The organism is uncultured Shewanella sp. (assembly GCF_947501665.1).
Classification (GTDB): domain Bacteria; phylum Pseudomonadota; class Gammaproteobacteria; order Enterobacterales; family Shewanellaceae; genus Shewanella.
In genome coordinates, this window is the sequence record NZ_CANMWS010000004.1 from 163,070 (window position 1) to 181,991 (window position 18,922).

General features: G+C 39.6%; 13 protein-coding genes. 5 read left to right on the forward strand and 8 right to left on the reverse strand.

What is annotated here, in order from left to right:
* Positions 1–77: 77 nt before the first annotated feature.
* From Q0976_RS04375 to pmbA, 4 genes are all read right to left on the reverse strand, one after another.
* Positions 78–620 (reverse strand): hypothetical protein, encoded by a 543-nt coding sequence (locus tag Q0976_RS04375; protein ID WP_299491362.1) that lies wholly within the window; start codon positions 618–620, stop codon positions 78–80.
* 370 nt (positions 621–990) lie between these two features.
* Positions 991–2,604, reverse strand: coding sequence for a D-arabinono-1,4-lactone oxidase (locus Q0976_RS04380; RefSeq protein WP_299491364.1), 1,614 nt, complete (start codon positions 2,602–2,604; stop codon positions 991–993).
* Between the two features lie 54 nt (positions 2,605–2,658).
* Positions 2,659–4,515: a carotenoid oxygenase family protein gene (locus Q0976_RS04385; RefSeq protein ID WP_299491366.1), complete on the reverse strand. Its 1,857-nt coding sequence runs from the start codon at positions 4,513–4,515 to the stop codon at positions 2,659–2,661.
* 486 nt (positions 4,516–5,001) lie between these two features.
* A complete protein-coding gene (gene pmbA, locus Q0976_RS04390) occupies positions 5,002–6,342 on the reverse strand; it encodes a metalloprotease PmbA (RefSeq protein WP_299491369.1) in 1,341 nt (446 codons plus the stop codon).
* Positions 6,343–6,492: 150 nt separating this feature from the next.
* Between pmbA and yjgA the strand changes: the two genes are divergently transcribed.
* On the forward strand, positions 6,493–7,035 hold the full coding sequence (yjgA, locus tag Q0976_RS04395) for a ribosome biogenesis factor YjgA (protein WP_299491372.1): 543 nt from the start codon (positions 6,493–6,495) through the stop codon (positions 7,033–7,035).
* Positions 7,036–7,120: 85 nt separating this feature from the next.
* On the opposite strand, the gene Q0976_RS04400 is transcribed toward yjgA, so the two are convergent.
* A complete protein-coding gene (locus Q0976_RS04400) occupies positions 7,121–7,444 on the reverse strand; it encodes a hypothetical protein (protein WP_299491374.1) in 324 nt (107 codons plus the stop codon).
* 183 nt (positions 7,445–7,627) lie between these two features.
* Here Q0976_RS04400 and Q0976_RS04405 point away from each other — a divergent pair, with 183 nt between their 5' ends.
* Entirely contained in the window at positions 7,628–8,668 is a 1,041-nt protein-coding gene (locus Q0976_RS04405) for an alpha-hydroxy acid oxidase (protein ID WP_299491376.1), read from the forward strand.
* Between the two features lie 89 nt (positions 8,669–8,757).
* Here the strand turns inward: Q0976_RS04405 and Q0976_RS04410 are convergent, their stop codons facing one another.
* Positions 8,758–11,058 (reverse strand): hypothetical protein, encoded by a 2,301-nt coding sequence (locus Q0976_RS04410; protein WP_299491379.1) that lies wholly within the window; start codon positions 11,056–11,058, stop codon positions 8,758–8,760.
* Positions 11,059–11,679: 621 nt separating this feature from the next.
* On the opposite strand from Q0976_RS04410, the gene yegQ reads away from it, so the two are divergent.
* From yegQ to Q0976_RS04425, 3 genes are all read left to right on the forward strand, one after another.
* Entirely contained in the window at positions 11,680–13,080 is a 1,401-nt protein-coding gene (gene yegQ / locus Q0976_RS04415; protein WP_299491381.1) for a tRNA 5-hydroxyuridine modification protein YegQ, read from the forward strand.
* Positions 13,081–13,082: 2 nt separating this feature from the next.
* Positions 13,083–13,334, forward strand: a complete 252-nt coding sequence (locus Q0976_RS04420; RefSeq protein WP_299491383.1) for a YfhL family 4Fe-4S dicluster ferredoxin — start codon at positions 13,083–13,085, stop codon at positions 13,332–13,334.
* Positions 13,335–13,521: 187 nt separating this feature from the next.
* A complete protein-coding gene (locus Q0976_RS04425; protein WP_299491386.1) occupies positions 13,522–15,078 on the forward strand; it encodes an APC family permease in 1,557 nt (518 codons plus the stop codon).
* 7 nt (positions 15,079–15,085) lie between these two features.
* Here the strand turns inward: Q0976_RS04425 and Q0976_RS04430 are convergent, their stop codons facing one another.
* Positions 15,086–17,482, reverse strand: a complete 2,397-nt coding sequence (locus tag Q0976_RS04430) for a bifunctional aspartate kinase/homoserine dehydrogenase II (protein WP_299491388.1) — start codon at positions 17,480–17,482, stop codon at positions 15,086–15,088.
* A gap of 126 nt (positions 17,483–17,608) precedes the next feature.
* Entirely contained in the window at positions 17,609–18,769 is a 1,161-nt protein-coding gene (gene metB / locus Q0976_RS04435; RefSeq protein WP_299491390.1) for a cystathionine gamma-synthase, read from the reverse strand.
* Positions 18,770–18,922 lie beyond the last annotated feature (153 nt).

Sequence of the window (18,922 nt, forward strand, 5' to 3'; positions counted from 1 at the left end):
GTTAGGAATGACAAGTGGTATTATCCCCGTGATACTTCAAGATAAAAGTGCAATATTTTGATAAAACAAGGAAGAAACTATTTTGAGGAAAAACACGCAATTTGTAAGGCTTTTGGTGAATAACTTCTCGCCGTTACCTTATAAAGACCACATTGCTTACCATAAAAATTGACATGTCTAAAACGAGTATTTTTAGACTCTAATTTTCCCAATGGGTTATAAGTCATTTCCATATCTATTTCAAACTCACCTAACTTTTCATTGGTATTGGCACAATAAGCCTCAAAGTAAGCCGTACTGACCTCGACTTTATTCGCACGAGTCCGTTTATCTTTTGACATAAGCCAACGAATACTTAATTGATTTCCAGCTTCAAGTGACATTGGTAAATTTTCATACCAGTCAATACCGTAAGCACTGCCTTTTTTTACTTTTTCATCATTTAAATTCACATCCTCAATACTGGCGGGCAGTTCTAACGTCCCTTTGTAACTCATCTCTAACGCTGCAGAGGCATTACAACCATTATTCAATGTGTAAACTTCAACTTCACTGGACAAAACAGGATCTGAAGATAATGATAAACCAAACAAAGCACTTAAAATGTAAGATATTTTCATGGCTGCACATCATCACTCAATAGAAGAATTCACAGCATACTACTTTAGGCAAGATCCACCACACAATCCTACTTATGGACTATAAACAAACAAAAAAAGAAAAAGCATCATGATAAGACACACACAAACACAAGATATTCCTGCCAAAAAACAAAGTTAACACATTGAAAAAATTAACAAATACCTCATTAGGTAACGTCTTCAACTTTCCATAAAATATCACTCTGTCAGCTTTTGTAAAGAAGCCACAATTTTATAGAATAATTTATAACCATACAGAATAAACACCAATAACAACAAGTACGTAACACAATTAACGATCTAATATTGTTAACGCTCTCTTAGCAAGAGAGCGTTAACAGCAAACGCATTACTGACAAATTTTTGCTTGTGTATACCAAGCACCGATTTGACAACTTGTGCCTGCTTCACAATGCTCATCTGTTTCGCAATAACACTCTCCTCTAGCATTACACCCTGGAGTTAAATAATTCTCCAACCCATCTTCTCCTTTCGCTCGCTCCCAAAACGGATTAGTAAATATATTATGCGGGTCCATTTGATTTTTAAATGCTAAAAAGTCACCCCATTTTTCGAATTTTGCAGGCATATTCTCAAATATCGCCACAGAGTTTTTCCCCCAATGCGGCCTTCCTCCATATTTACGAATAGACATTTGCTCAATTTCAAGGTTCACAAAATAATTTTTAGGCACCGCATTCCCTTCTTGCCTTAACGTATATTCAATACCTAAATAGGCTGTATCACGTCCCGCACTCATCCCCAAATAGCTTGATGATGCTTTACCAAAACGAAAGTAAATGCCGTTAAGTGGAAAACACGTTCTTTCATGAGCGGCCAGCACTTCTCTGACATCACGGATCCAATTGGGTAAATCTTCTAACGGAATGGCGATTTCTTGAAGCGCAATCGGCAACTTATCCCATACACAAGCATCCGTTTCCTTACACTCAAAATATTGCATGAGATCTGATTCGCCCACAGGACTGGATAATACGTTTCCAGAATCTACATCCCTAAAATACGACTCATCCCTTGCACCATAACGAATTTTTGCTGCAAGACATTGTAAACCAGAGCCAGGAACCTCATGCAGTGCATCAAACAATAAACCAAAGAAATATTCCTGTATATCCGACACATCTGCTTGAGCATTGTAAGCATTACCGGGCGTATCTAATGGCACTTCATTATATAAAGTCGTTGCGTATCGACCAATGCCAGGGAACCAAGCAATATTGGCCGAGTAGTTATCTCGTGCAAGATCCAAAATAATGTCTTCTAGGCCATCATCACTCATATAACCTTGTACATCAGCAGACACCTTAAAGCCAGACTCAAGTTGAATGGTCGCTTCAACCACAACCCCTAATACCCCCAGATTCACTCTAGCCGCGTTCAACTCCTCACCAGTCAATGTTCTGAGTTGCCCCAATCCATCGACTATTTTCATCTCAGTAATATAATCAGCCAACATATTACTTTTCTTGGTTAATGTTGAACCATGCGTGCCACTGCCTAACATACCGCCAATGGTAAAAATCCCCAGTTCAGTGACCATATTCACGCTGAGTTCTTGACTGCGAAGGAAGTCATTCAAATCATTAAATCGCATTCCACCTTGTACTGTCACCGTTTGATTACTGGCATCAAACGCCACGAGATTATTCATATTTTCTAACGTGATCTGTACCTGACCATCCCCAGCACAAGCCGCATCGATTTGACTGGCAAACTTTCGGTTACCTGTCATAACCTTTTTTCCATCATTGAGTGCATTTATCACCACTTGCTGCACTTCTTCAATAGAATGAGGAGCATGAATAACAGCAGGATGACATTCATAGGTATTTTGATAATTTGATAGCGTTTCAGTTGGATCCTCTGTGGAATACAAACCAAAAGATAAACCTATCACACTGGCTAATCCAAGGATCCCCAACACACTTTTGTTCAACTTCATTTTCATCTCCCTTGAGCTGATGTTTAACGTTTCACGCTTTTTATGATTTATCTATTAGGTGAATTTAGGCAGAATATAAGTATTCAATATTTCTTGCACTTCATTAGAATGGCAGGAAATTTTATCTAAATAATGCTGACCAATATTAGATTTATATGCCGTAACAGGACGCGGACCAATACTGGGCACCCATAGGGCATGGTTAGTTGTTGCAAAACTTAAATCTCGACTCCCTAAAATACAGATAGCGCCTTGGCTTAAATTTTTCGCATCAAAAATCCACAGCTCTTTACCATTATTTTCTACTTGTGTTGGATGTTTCCTGACCACAAAGGTCAGCACGTATCCTTCATCTTGCTGACTAGACCCCATTGCAGACATAAATTGTGGCGTTCGCATGACGCAGTCTTCAGGAAATTGATAACTATCGCTGATGGTCATACTATTGCAATCCATATGGATTAGTGCTGACGGAATAGCCACTTGCGGTAAGCTATCATTGGTATAATAGCGGTTAGGATAATCTTCATAGGCTTTTGCCACTCTTTTCACCAAATGTTCTGGGCGATAACCAATGGCTGACCAATAAATATGCTCAAAGGTCTCAGGGAATTGAAAATGCCCACGATAAGCCGGATCGTTCATATCCCAACACAGTTGCTCATCACGGATCACTGAGAAATCCGCTTTAATCTCCATCGCACTTAATGTATTCACTTGAATACGTGCACGTACGAGCCCCCCCACATCCATTGGTGCCGCCGGATAACCTGCAATATCATCATCCACTCGTCCACCAAAATACAATTGTTCCCAATCAAACTGTGGCTCAGATTTATCCATCGCTCCTAAGTATTGGCCATATAATGTCACCACATTGCCATCATCATTGTAATTACACATGATGTCAGAGGTATCAAAGTCAAGCTCAAGATAATCTGCCAATACATCGTTTTGCCCAGCAATTAAATCCGCTTTTCGAATAATCCATACCGGTGTACGATGTTTTTGTGGGGTCACACTTCGAATCCCTAAAATACGAGAATTCTCAACTCGCGCAGCCGTTTCAAAAATCAAAATGAATTGACGAGTCACGCTTAATGAATGTGACGTTGCAGAAATATACGCGTTATCACCATTTCTCAGTTTAACTTGCCATGATTCAAAAGGGCCAACCTCATCCCAGCGAATAAGCTGAATAAAACCATTTCGTGTCCCCGTATCCCCAGTATTTCCCCCATAATTGATGGTAAAGCACTCTTGATTATTTAAATCAAAATACGGGTGCCCAGTGGTTCTAATTTGTGGGAATAACCACTTATCAGGTGCCAATAGATCGGCAAAAGGCGGTAGACTAGTACGCCACTCTGAAATTTCACCTATAGGGGTGACCAGCTCTAAGGTTGTTGCATCAAATTCAAATGGCATACCGCCTTCATAACTCAATGCAAAACGATTATTTCCCATGTAGTTAGGCGCGGTATTACAATAATTCATAAACCCTAAATTCATACTAAAATAGACCGTCCCTCCTAACAAAGAGAACTTATCAAATAGCCCTGTAACATGCTGCTGCATAATCGCTGACGGGGTATCTATCATTTTTCGAGTAAAAGACACGCCACTATTATTCTCTTGAATAAAATCGATACGAGTCAATGCACCTCTACCATTAGGCGTTAACTGATCGACTTCTAAAGGGATCCCTTCACACATAAAAATATGACCATAAAGATCACTGGGTAATTGACCGAATAAAATATCTAACTCACCCGATTGAGCTGACAAACTGGCATTCATTATTGAAGTGGGGAAAGTTGAACTATCCATTGGCTTTATTTCACTGGAAAAGCCAATAGTAGGTAAAGCTGAAAGTGCACAAGCACTTTTAATAAAGTCTCTTCGATTCATTTTATTTTACCTATTTAAAATGAGGGTACAGCAAGTCAACCTCGCTAATGAGCAAGTTTATTTATTACAGATATCGCTAAATCAATATAATATAAGAGGAGCTAACCGACTTATTTAGCGCTCACTAATCCAAGACTTTAAACTTAAGAAAAAGAAAATACAATCATTAAATAATCAGAAAATAATTATCTAACGAGTTAAAAGTAAGAACGAAAAATAATTAACGACATGAATTTAATTACAAAAAAACACATAAAATAGAATAACAAACACTGAGTTTATGATAATAACCCTCACTAATAACAGATAAAAAACAAAACGGTAACCCTATAATAAAGAAAGAGTTTAATTTTATTAATTAGCATTATTAAAACATGACAAAAAATAAATAACATTATATATAAACAACAGTGGCCATTAAAAATGGCCACACTAAAGTCTAGTTTATAAGTGTATTTATTATATTAATAAGAAAATAGTATTATTTTAATTTCCGGCAACTTTCATATCGCTTAATAATATTCCTCCGGTCCGAATTGATGAACGCAAATCTTGATCCTTTGCGACACCGACCATATTGCTATACATATCTTTTAAATTACCCGCAATAGTAATTTCTTCCACCGGATATAAAATAACACCATTTTCGACATAAAAACCTGCAGCGCCACGAGAGTAGTCACCGGTCACGCCATTCACTCCTTGGCCCATCACCTCAGTAACCAATAAACCGGTATTCATTTCTTTAATTAATTGAGTAAATGTTTGGCCAGTATTCGATAAGGTCCAATTATAAATCCCCCCCGCATGACCTGTATTTGTCATACCGAGTTTTCGAGCAGAATAACTTGTCAGCAAATAACTGGCGAGTCGTCCATTATCAATAATCTGTCTCTCAACCGTCGCAACCCCTTCAGAATCATAATTAGCACTCGCTAATCCCCCTTGTAAATGAGGTTGCTCAGCAATACTAAACCAATCAGGAAAAATATCAGTATCGATTGCATCTTGTAAAAAACTGGAATTTCGGTACAGGCTTCCACCACTGATAGCACTCACTAAATGGCCCATTAAACCGGTCGCAATTTCTGGGGAAAATAAAACAGGCAATTGCGTGGTGGCAATTTTTCGAGCATTTAGACGATCAACTGTTTTTTGCGCCGCTTTCAGCCCTACGGTTTCAGGGGAAGCTAAAGCATTCAGTTGTCTTGCAACGGTATAATCATAATCACGCTGCATTTTACCTTCTGATTCAGCAATGGCGACACAACTTAAACTATATCGTGAGCTCGCCTCTCCCTGCAAAAATCCATGGCTATTACCATACACTTTAAACCCCGTATGTGCATTGACGTTCGCACCATCTGAGGTTTTCACTTGCTCATCAGCATCCAAAGCCGCCGCTTCTGCTCGAATGGCTAATTCAGTTAATGCTTCAGGTGTTATATCTTCAGGGTAATATAATTGTAAATCATGAAACTCGGTGGCCATTCTATCGGCATCAGCTAAACCACTAAACGCATCTTCAGAAGTAAAACGCGCAATACCATCGGCCGCTTTCACCGCTTCTTTTATCGCCTCAGGGCTTAAGTCAGATGTGGACGAACTGCCTTTACAGCCGCCTCTATACAAAGTGATCCCTAAGGCACCATCTTTATTAAACTCAACAGTTTCGACTTCTTTTAATCGAGTCGAAACCGATAAACCTTGTTGTTTACTGATCGCCACTTCGGCGGCATTCGTGCCTAAACTGGCAGCAAATTCAAGTGCCATAGACACGGCATTTTTCAGGGGGGCTAATTCAATATCAATGCTAGATGAAGACACAAACGTACTCTATAAGTTAGCGAAAATACCTTTAGCATAACAAACCCCATTCATTAATCCCATTTTCATTTTTTACACTCCCCGTGCCAACTGGTTTGAACAAGGGAAAAATGCTAGAATGGAAGTAGATTTAGCTAGAGATTTTTTTTTATGAACATTGTTGGTGATTCCGAACACTTTAAACAACCTTATGATCAAAATGACGATTATGTCAGCCGCGCAGAAACCAAGCGTGAAATAACCATTTATCAAGATCTAGGTAAACGCCTAGTATCATTGAGTAAAAGCCAAATAGAAAAGCTAGATCTAGATGAGCTATTATTCGATAATGTACTCAAAGCCAAAACCATCAAAATCAATACTGAAGCCCATCGTCGCCAATTACAATTTATTGGTAAAATTATGCGCAATGAAGATATTGATGCATTGCAAATTGCACTTAAAAATGTTCTCAACCAGAATCATAACGAAAGTGCTAAAACAAACGTTGCCGATAAAACCCGTAACCAATTACTGGCTGAAGGTGACATAGCCATTCAATCATTAATTGAGCTGCATCCTCAACTTGAGAGACAAAAACTCAGGCAACTTGTTCGTCAAACTCATAAAGAACTCGCCAAAAACCCTGATGTCAATGAATCCAAAGCCGCTAAAGAGTTTAGCCTTTATTTACGCAATGAAATAAATAGCTAGTATTTCATTGCGTAAATAAATAATGAACGCAGAATCCTCAAGCGAACAATGAAAAGGCTCAACCCCTTCATTGTTCGCTCAATACTTATTTAATGAGAAAGCGATTCACCTTAGCTTCACAAGCAGGCTCTTGGTTCTCATCATATCTTATTAAGATTTGCTTTTTTGCCATGAAAGCAGCCATCATCGCACTCACTTTGACTTGATAATTTTCATCTTCTTTCGCTAATAAAAAACGTGTTCCAGAATCACAAAGTGACAACTCTTTATCCACATGCTCCGTAATAAATGCTAATCCAGTATCAACAGGATAAAGACGAAGAATGTTAACATACTCAGATGATTTCCAACCCGCATAGCCATTCATAGAACAAACAACACCAGCAACTAACGCAAAAAACCTTAACATCAACCACACCCTAAAAAATTAACTTATGAAACAATAATATAACATGAAAAACTCAAAAAAAAACGATACTGAGTGTCTCTCCTCTAAATCGCCTTCCACATATTGCACTGAAGGATTTCAATCAACGCTATTAATCCGTGCTACCCTTTGCTCTAATTAGTCGTCTACAGGGAGAGTTGCGCAATGCCAAAATCAACCATAGATTTACGTTTTAATCGTCATTACGCCAGTAGTAAACAACTGAAACAAAAAACACAACAACGCATTCCGAAATTTGCCTATGATTATTTAACCGAAGGTTGTGTGGATGATATTGGGCTAAAGCGCAATCGACAAGTCATGAAAAACATTCATTTTACCCCTGCTTATATCACTTCAAGTTCTGCACCTCATCAAACCGTTAATACCCAAGTCTCATTATTTGGCCATACCTATAGCGCTCCCTTCGGAATCGCCCCAATTGGTTTACAAGGCCTAATGTGGCCTAATGCACCGATTATTCTTGCCAAAGCCGCATACAAACATAATATCCCTTATATTTTAAGTACGGTGTCATCGGAATCATTAGAACAAATCGCCGAAGCCACACATGGCCAAGCTTGGTATCAATTATATAACCCCACAGAACCACATATTCGTGATGACATCATTGATAGACTCAAAGTCATGCAATACAAAACCTTAGTCGTAACCATTGATGTGCCCACTTTTGGTTTTCGCCCTAGAGATTTTAATAACGGCCTTGCTATGCCTCCCAAGCTGACGTTAAAAAATGTCTATCAAGCCGCCATCAAGCCCATGTGGAGCATCAACACTCTCAAACAAGGCATTCCCCAATTTAAAAATTTAAGCCCTTATATGGAAACTAGCAATCGAAAACAAGAACTCACTGAACTGATGAATACAGCCACTATGGGTGGACTCGATTTTGATAGCCTGAAAGCCATTCGAGATAGCTGGCCTGGAAAGTTAATTATTAAAGGAGTGATGAGTGAACATGATTTACAGCAAGCCATTAAATTAGGTAGTGACATTGCAGGAAGCCTCGCATTAGGTGCGCAATTTACCTTTCTCGGTCGGCTTTTCATGTACAGTGTCTGTGCCCTTGGCGATGAAGGCGGTCAACATGCCATTGCGATGCTCAAAGCCCAGCTCACACAAATCATGCAACAAGTGGGCGCAAATAATATTAATGAATTAACGAATAGAGCCTGCTTAGGTTGATTCTACATAAAAATTGGCATTGACTAATTTAATCAATGCCAATTAAAAAGGGCACATATTCATCTAACTCAAACATCCTATTGCCAATATTAGTATTCATAATCTCCAATATAGGTCCTAATAATATTTTCCAAATCCTTCTTTAATACAATAAGCCTAGTTGACTCAACGCCTTTTTTATTAAAGTAGGAAATATTACTCACTGTTTGCATCATATCTGTATCATTGGGTTCTTGCCATAATTCAGGAGCTTGCTCGGTTCTTATAACTAATTCACTTTCAACCTCTCTAAAAGCATCGCTCACCTGATTTTGATTAAGCTTCATTGATAAATGGCTAACATAACCGACATTAAATGAAAATGTTTTGTCAGTTGTATAATCCATATCAGTATAGATAAGCTTACCAAGAGTGTAATTATCTCCTGAGCTTTCATCAACCTGATTCACTCTGTCAGCAATAATATGCGGTATGCGTCCGTTAATATTATCCTGCTCAATCGTATTGTCTTGATAATCGATGTCATTGTCCTCCTCTCTGATATATCCAACCTTTAATTTAAATAAAGAACTGCTCTCTTTACTATCAGTACCCACAGAGATAACATGCTGATTAGAAACAAAGCGCGTATTCACATTGTAAGTATTCCCAAAACCCACCTTGCTTCTATCAAACCACTTAACACTAGGCTGACTATTACCATCTCTACTTATATTACCTAATATTACTCGCGTATAGCCATTGGTACGATAAGTTAACGCAACATGTCGACCCGAGGGAGAAATAGTCACACTAGGGTATTTCTTCAAATTACTTTCTTTATCATCCAACTCAATATAATGACCTGACCAAGTTACAATGCCACTGGCGATATCTAATAAACCCACTTGAGAATATAACTTTGGCTTATTTTCATTCCCCGTACCAGTGAGTATGACCGTATGTTGACCATCAATACTGTGAGGCGCAATAGCCATTGATAATGCTTGTAAACTTTTTTGACTACCTGTTATGAATTTTTCAGGCCCCCAAGCAGCAGTATAGAGGTTGTCAGCCTCACTCAAATCAGTATTTTCATCATTATCACTATTGGGATGGTTAATACTATTCCACGTTTTCACTCGGTAATACACCAAGTTTTCATCATCTTTCATATAAACGACTACGCCAGCACCTGTGTTCCCCTCATTAACAAAATCCGCAGCAAAATTTTGAGTTCGCTGGTTTTTATTCGACAAAGAAAATGAGGTCGATTCTAAAGCTCTACTCCACTCGATATCTCCTCGTTCGCCAATAAAAAAAGTAATCGCCGCTTCAGCACCTGTTTTTCCAGATGTACGATTAGATACTCTTAAATCAGGTAGTAACATTTTTATTTTAGTGCTTGGGTTCATACCTGTTATAGCAAAACTTCCACCACCACCACCTGCCTCTCCGTTCGATGTTCCTCTCCCCCCTCCTCCAAATCCGCCACCACCATTTCCGTAGGATCCAAACCCTCCTTTACCTGCTGTATATTCCTCCACAAAAGAAAATCGATAATCCGTAACGGATTTACCATCACTACCAGTATAGCTATATTTACTATTATCCCAGTCAGTGCCTCCTCCTTTACCTCCAAACCCAGAATAGCCTCCGTAACCGGCTTGAGACTCAGGTCCCCCGCCTCCATGACCTCCACCTCCATTGCCTCTTTTCCCTTTAGCAAAAACTCCTTTAATTTTATCTTCATCGGTTTTAAGAGCAAGCGCATGCTTAGTACCACAAAAAGACACATTATTTTGATCTAATTGATAACGACAAACTTGTCCACCATCACCTCCATCTTTATTTGAACCGAGATCTGCATAAGCCGCACCTCCTCCACCTGCAGCAATTAATAATAACGTGTCCGAATCTGGCTCTCCTCCCATAGTAAATGGATTATCGAGTAACCAAAACATCGTCGAAGATGCACCTTGCTTATTGCTCCCAGTTCTTCCCCATAACATATTCACTTTTTGGTCGAGTCCTTTAAACATTCCTTCTTGGTATTCATATTGACCTAATGTTGCCAAAGTTGTAAAAAATTCACTATAACCTCTACGCCCTCCATTACCATCCTCCTGATTACCCCCTTTCGCTCCCCAGGCTTGCCAATATGACAAGGTATTCTCGGTTATAACTTCACCTCCATTATTATTTCGAGCTTCATTAGCATACTTAATAATCGTTCTAAGGCTTAATTGATTAGGGCGAGTATGACTCTCATCACCAAAACGACAAGTCACATATTCTAATCCAGCAGTATTATAAGCAGAGCATGACATAAGGCTCGCTGAAGCGATAGAAGGTAGATAGCTCCCTATACCCATAATCAACGTACTTAGAGAAAATATATATTTTTTCATTTCGAAATAACCTCAACAACTCAATTTTCATTTAAACTGTGATGTACAATGCTATGACACGGTGGTTAATAGTTCATCAGGCAATATAAGACAGAGAATGATAGTTAATTGTCAACAACATTAATATCAGTTCACATGATATATTAAGTGAAAATTCAGGTTAGACTATTCACTCAACAGCAACCACCTATAATTAAATAAAAATAAAACAAACGATGACTGTAACAAAAGATGACTATTTAAAACATTATTTCATTTTCCGAGGAAGGCTAAACATTTATTAAGTTAATGAACGTCGATACAGCAATATTAAGTTACATATATTTACTGTTAGACATAATTAAAGTCATTAGTGGCTTAAATACATAAAGCTAAAATACATTATAAGGCTCACCTAATGCTAACTATATTTGAATAACAGCAGAAACATCATCCATAGATACCATTATTTATTATCAAACAATCTCTCACTTAATTGATCTCAATCAAAGAAATTCGAATTACGTTTTTATAAACGTCAGAAGTATTTGCTTCTCTGCTCAAAGGTAAAGTAGGATCCCGCCACTTTACCGTTAACCCATTCTCGTTTACTTTTTCAAGTGCTATTTCATTGAGGTCATTATGTTCACACCTGAGTTATTATCACCCGCTGGCACATTAAAGAACATGCGTTATGCCTTTGCCTATGGCGCCGATGCCGTCTACGCTGGGCAGCCTCGATATAGCTTAAGGGTCCGTAATAATGATTTTAGTTTAGACAATTTAAAAGCCGGAATTCAAGAAGCCCATGCATTAAATAAAAAACTCTATGTTGTCAGTAATATTGCGCCCCATAACGGTAAGCTTAAAACCTACATTAAAGACATACAACCTGTTATTGCCATGCAGCCTGATGCACTCATTATGTCCGACCCCGGGCTTATTATGATGGTAAGAGAAGTCTTTCCTGAACAAGAAATCCATTTATCGGTACAAGCCAACGCTGTCAATTGGGCCTCGGTTAAATTTTGGCAACAACAAGGCATTAAACGTGTGATCCTATCCCGTGAATTATCGTTAAATGAAATTGAAGAAATTCGCCAACGTTGCCCCGATATTGAACTTGAAGTCTTTGTTCATGGTGCACTGTGCATGGCCTACTCTGGCCGCTGTTTGTTATCGGGTTACATCAACAAACGGGATCCCAATCAAGGCACTTGCACTAATGCTTGTCGCTGGAAGTATGACGTTCACCCAGCCCAAGAGACGCCTGAAGGCAATATTATTGCCACTGCACCAGAGGTGCAACGACATACACCGCATTTAACTGAAAACCAGCATATACATGCGCCGAGTAATGACATTATCTTACTGCAAGAAGCAGGTCGACCAAATGAATATATGCCAGCCTTTGAAGATGAACACGGCACTTACATCATGAACTCAAAAGATCTCCGGGCCATTCAACACGTTGAACGCTTGAGTAAAATAGGCATCGATTCATTAAAAATAGAGGGGCGAACCAAATCGTTTTATTATGTAGCACGCACCGCACAGCTCTACCGCCAAGCCATTGATGATGCTAGCGCTGGTAAAGAGTTTAATCGTACATTAATGCACAACCTCGAAGGCTTAGCCCATCGCGGCTATACTGAAGGTTTTTTACGCCGCCACACCCATGATGCATACCAAAACTATGATTATGGTTACTCAATCAGTGATACTCAGCAATTTGTCGGTGAATTCACAGCAAAATATAATGAGTTAGGTATGGCAGAAGTCGATGTAAAAAATAAGTTTTCAGTCGGTGACAGTATTGAAATAATGACCCCACAAGGTAACCTAACCCTAACGATTGAGACACTGTTAAATCGAAAAGGGGAAACCATTACCTCCGGCTTAGGCTCAGGTCACTTTGTGTTTTTAAACGTACCTAAAACCATGCAGCTCCGCAATGCCATATTGCTTCGAAATTTACCCCAAGGACATAATACTCGGCAACCTCACTCACAAGACAGTCCAATGCACACAGTGAGCGCTTGAACATGGCATTACTCATTAATGATAAATGTATTAATTGTGATATGTGTGAGCCTGAATGCCCCAATCAGGCCATCACATTAGGTGAGTTCATTTTTGAAATTGACCCCATACTCTGTACAGAATGCGTGGGACATTATGATAAGCCGACTTGCAAATCAGTGTGCCCTATCACTTGTATCGTGCCCGATCCAGCCCATCTAGAATCAACGGATGAGTTACTAGAAAAATATCATTTAATTACCCTAACGACGTAATTTTTTATCGTGCTCAAAGCCATAGAGCACGATACACCAGTCATGCGATTGGCCATGCTTATTTTCCCCGCAGCATTCATCATACCCTAATCATTAAAACAACAATCCAACCTTGCTAACTTATTAAAAAGGTTTTATACCTACAGTAACCTTGCTTTCAACTATACACCATGCCATGGAGTCGAAAGTGCCTCAAAAAAATCGCCCTGGTTTACTTTCGACTATTTTTCTCAGTATCGGTACTATGATAGGCAGTGGCTGGTTATTTGCCGCATATTACTCATCTCAAGTGGCTGGTGCAGCATCCATTTTATCTTGGATAATCGGTGCTCTCATTATTTTAATCATGGCTGTGTTATTATCTGAGATTGCCATCAAATACCCCATAAATGGCTTATTTACTCGACTGCTTAGCTTATCGCACAATCAGCATTTTGGCTTTGTCACTGGCATATCAAATTGGTTACTAGGCCTTATTCTTGTGCCTTCTGAAGCCATGGCTTCCACCCAATATGTCGCTACTGTCAACCCAATGTGGACCCCTTATTTATTTAATCATGGAGAGATTACAAGCTTAGGAATGGGTCTAACAACGCTGTTTATGTTATTTTATTTACTGATTAATTATTGGGGGATCCACTTTTTAGCTCGCGTCAATAATGCCATTACTTGGATTAAAATTATTGTTCCTGCCAGTGTGGCGATTATTTTCATTATCACAGCATTTGATACAAAGAACTTTACGGCTTATCAAAATAGTTTCATGCCTTATCACTTTAATAGTGTATTAACCGCTATCGTATCCAGTGGGATCTTTTATTCTTTTTTTGGCTTTCAAGCTGCAGTGTCTTTTTGTGCCGAGCTAGACAAGCCTAAAAGAAATATTCCCATCACCCTTGTCAGTAGTGTCGTTATTGTATTAATCATTTATTTGTTACTGCAAGTCGCTTTTATCGGTGCATTACCGACAGAAATGCTTGCACAGGGATGGACAAACTTAAATTTTGAATCTCCCCTCGCTCAACTTGCTGCCATTCTTGGGCTCAATTTTATCGTGATTATTCTTTACACAGATTCTGTGATAAGCCCAACTGGAACAGGATTGTTATATCTAGGTATTGCCTCTCGCCAACTCAATGAAATGGTAAAACATAAACAAATGCCCGCCTTTTTTGGCACAAGAGATCTAAAGGTACTTTTTTCAAGACGAGCACTTATTTTAAGTTTTATTTGCTCATTAATATTAATTTTTTTCTTTCGAAATTGGCAGCTCATAGCAGGATTAACAACCACTTTTATTATTATATCCTGCATTGCACTCCCAATAACTTACTCAAAATTATTACAGTCAACAGAAGGCTTTCCAGTCAGAATATTACCTTATTCACAAGTATTCTCTTGTTTAACTTTTATTATACTTTCCTATTTTTTATTACTGTGCGGCATTAAAAACCTCACGGTTGCCTTTTTACTGCATTTCGTCTTTTTTATCAGTTACGCTTGCAGTATACATCCCCATAATAAAACACTTTCAATCTTACAAGCTCTTGCTTCAGCATGGACTATCTTCGCCTACATGCTATTTGTGATGCTATACAGCCTTGTGGGAACATGGGTCCAACATGATTTCAGCTACTATATTATCTATATTATTGCTTCAATCATATTCTATATATTATTAGTCAATCAAAAATCGATTCCACATACAACAAAAAAAGGGCCAACGTCAGGCCCTTCAATTTAAAACGTGTCTATTCTTTTAACAGGTCGTGGCAAATATGCGCTAAATCTGATTGTACTGCAGCAGCAGTGACAGCTCGGCCAGCACCAGGCCCTCTAATAATCAATGGGTTGTCCTGATAAAATTGACTGCGGATCACAAAAACATTATCGCCAGGCGTTAAATTCGCATAAGCATGACTGGCATCAACCCATTGAAGACTCACTTCGGCTTGCAACGCGCCACTCACATCATCCAGTGTCGCAACGTATCGCAGTACTTGATTTTGTTCTTTAGCTGCTTCAAATTGCTGTTGTAATCCATTATCCAATTCATGAATGCGTTTAATAAATGCATCCAAAGGCAAAGTCGCAAGCGCTTCAGGCACAAGAGAATGCAACTTAATATCATCAAGCTCTAATGGCAAGCCAATTTCACGAGCCAATATCAGCAGCTTGCGCTGCATATCACGCCCTGATAAATCATCCCTAGGATCAGGCTCAGTCAAGCCTAATGCCTTTGCTTCTAAGACGAGTTGAGAAAAGGGTTTCACGCCATCAAAATATTCAAATAACCAACATAAGGTACCTGAGAAAATACCACCAATAGCTTGAATACTGTCGCCACTATTGTGATGTAAATCATTCAAAGCATGTTGTATAGGTAAGCCTGCACCACAGCTCGCATTATAACGCCAAAAAAGTCGGCGATTACCCAGCTGTGATTTTAATTCATGATAAAATGATAACGGTCCCGAACCAGCTAATTTATTCGCACTGACAATATGAATGCCACGAGCAAACAGGGCCGAATATTTTAAAGTGAGTTCCATACTGGCGCTCATATCTAACGCAATTAATTCATCACATTCAACCGCATCCAATTCCGTTAGTAAATGTTCAAAATCCCAAGCTATGGCTTGTTTTTCAAATGAATCCTGCCATTGTGTTAACTCTATTTTTTCTTTTTGGATCAGGGCTTTTTTAGAACTCACCAAGCCAATGAGTTCCACACTGGCCTCTAACTCCTTATTTAAGCTCTCTCTCGATTGATGAAATAAATCAATCCAAGCTGAGCCAATATTACCCGTCCCGAACAATACAACACAAATGCGCTTACGAGGACCCGCACAACGTCGATGCACCTTCTGAGTCAGGAGGTTAACTTGTGAATGGGGCACTAACGTCACTAGACTTAAATCGTCATTAAACAACGCTTTTGCGTCACGACTTAATAATCGAGCAAAACCTCGACGATACAGTTGAGCATCTGCGCTCACCAGTGCCACTAAACCAAAATCGGTTCTCACCGTAATATGGCTGACATCATAAACGTCTTGTAAACGCTCAAACAACGCCTTAGCTTGCTTTTCATTTTCATGAGTAAAAGCCAATTCAAGTTTATTTATGTTAACAGACCAATGTGCTAAAGGCGCCAGCTCAGCTTGTTTTAATTCATCCAAAAGTGCAGGCAAGTCCCCTTTAAACGTCATATTAAACAGAGAAATACTATTTAAACTGGTCACGACGGGGGCACTGGCTGATGAGCTTTTAGGGGCGATTAATGTAAAATCAGTATGGGACGCATAACTAGAACGTACTGCTAGGCTCACTTGGGTATCAAATAACGGCTGTAAAGTACGGTTATGTAATACCGGGGAGCCTAAGTGTGCCAATCTATCCGCTTCATGAAGTGACAGGCTTTTTAATAATGTCGCATCATTTATCTTATTGGGATCGGCATTAAATACCCCTTCCACATCCGTCCAAATCGTCACTCGGTCAATATCGGCTAGGCTGGCAATTAAGGTTGCACTGTAATCAGAACCATTGCGGCCCAATAAGAGTGTTTCTCCCGTCTCTTTCGCACATATAAAGCCTGTTATCACAATACGCTCATTGGGATGCGCTTCCAATAACGCCTGCACACGTTGACGCGATACAGGCACTTGAATTTGTGGCACCGCTCCCTCATCTGCAATCAAGAGGGTTCGCGCATCCACATCAATCGCTCCCACTCTTGACTCTCTAAGTAATGCCGCTAATAAACGGGCAGACCAACGCTCTCCAAAACTCACCACTTGGTGGCTTTGATAGTCACTTAACTGAGCTAATGAAAGTAAGCTCATTAACTGCGCCTTATCAGTCGACAAACGCTCTCGTAAACTTCTTGCCGCTCCACTCGATAACAATTGCTCAATCAATTCTTGCTGATAATGGATCAGAGCATGTAACTCTTCTTGCCAGAGTAACCCATTCGCCTTTAATGACAATAACTTAAAAAGAAAATTAGTACTTTTACCTGCAGCAGAAACCACAATAAGATCATCACTGTGACCATGAGTGAGCAAAATATGCGCAACACGGCGATAGCAATCTGCATCCGCTAAACTGGAGCCACCAAATTTGTGTAAGTGACAACGTGCCATGGATAACTCCTTTACAACAACTTAAAAAAAACGGCGTACAATCTACAAAGAGTAAACACACCCTGTCAGTGACTTAGATCTCATCACCAATATAAATCATCAAATATCACTATAGTCGTGATACTGTTAAACAGCAGCAGCGGCCACTAAACCAGCTTGCAGATCAGCAACTAAATCATCTGCATCTTCTATTCCCACAGATAACCTAATGAGCGTATCTTTGACTCCGGCTGCTAAACGCGCTTCTCTGTCCATGGCCCTATGAGTCATTGTAGCAGGCACGGCAACTAAACTTTCAACGCCACCTAAACTTTCAGCTAATGAAAATAAGGTTAAGCTTTGTAAGAAAGCTTCTAGTTGAGCCTCTCCACCTTTGAGTTCAAAGCTGAGCATCGCCCCAAACCCTTTTTGCTGTTTTGCCGCAATGTCATGTCCTGGATGAGAAGCAAGACCAGGATAATACACCTTAGAGACAGCATCACTTGTCGTCAATATAGCAAGAATACGCTGTGCATTAGCTTGATGCTCACGCACTCTCACACTTAAAGTACGAATACCTCTCAGTGTGAAATAACTATCAAGTGCTGAACCTGTTAGTCCTAGAGTATTAGACCACCAATGCAGCTTTTCACTCAATTCCGGTGTTTTGGCCACGACAGCACCACCAACAATATCACTGTGACCATTAATATATTTAGTGGTTGAATGAACCACAATATCAGCCCCCAATAATAATGGCTGCTGTAAAATAGGTGACAAAAACGTATTATCCACCGCAACTAATGCCCCCACTTTATGGCTGGCAATGGCTATCGCTTCGATATCAACCACACGTAAAAGGGGGTTAGAAGGCGTCTCTAACCAAACCAATTTCGGTTTTTGAGCTATCGCCTCATTAAGCGCCTCAGCATTGGTTTGATCCACCACTAATAATTTAAATTGTCCCTTATTCGCCAAATTAGTAAATAAACGATAACTGCCTCCATAACAATCATGGGGTACCACTAGCAAGTCTTCAGGGCCGAGTAAACTCACCACGAGAGTGATAGCCGCCATACCAGTACAAGTCACCACGCCACTTTCGCCCTTTTCAAGGCTAGCAATCGCGTCACCTAATACGGTCCGTGTCGGATTACCTGAGCGACTATAATCAAATGCTCTCGGATTTTTATGACCATCAAAAGAGTAATTCGTTGATAGGTAAATAGGCGGGACAACAGCCCCGTGCTGCTGGTCAGATTCAATGCCCTGACGCACTGCTAATGTGGCTAGCTTTTGGTCTGTCATGTACAACTCCTGCTCAACAAATATTTTTAAAGATGTCTAGACGTCTAAATGTACCTAAGCTAATCGCTATCGTCAACCAAGTTTCGGCCATTTAGACGTCTAAACATGTAGAAATCCAACTTCAATTGCGCTAAATTAAAAGCAAAGTTTGAC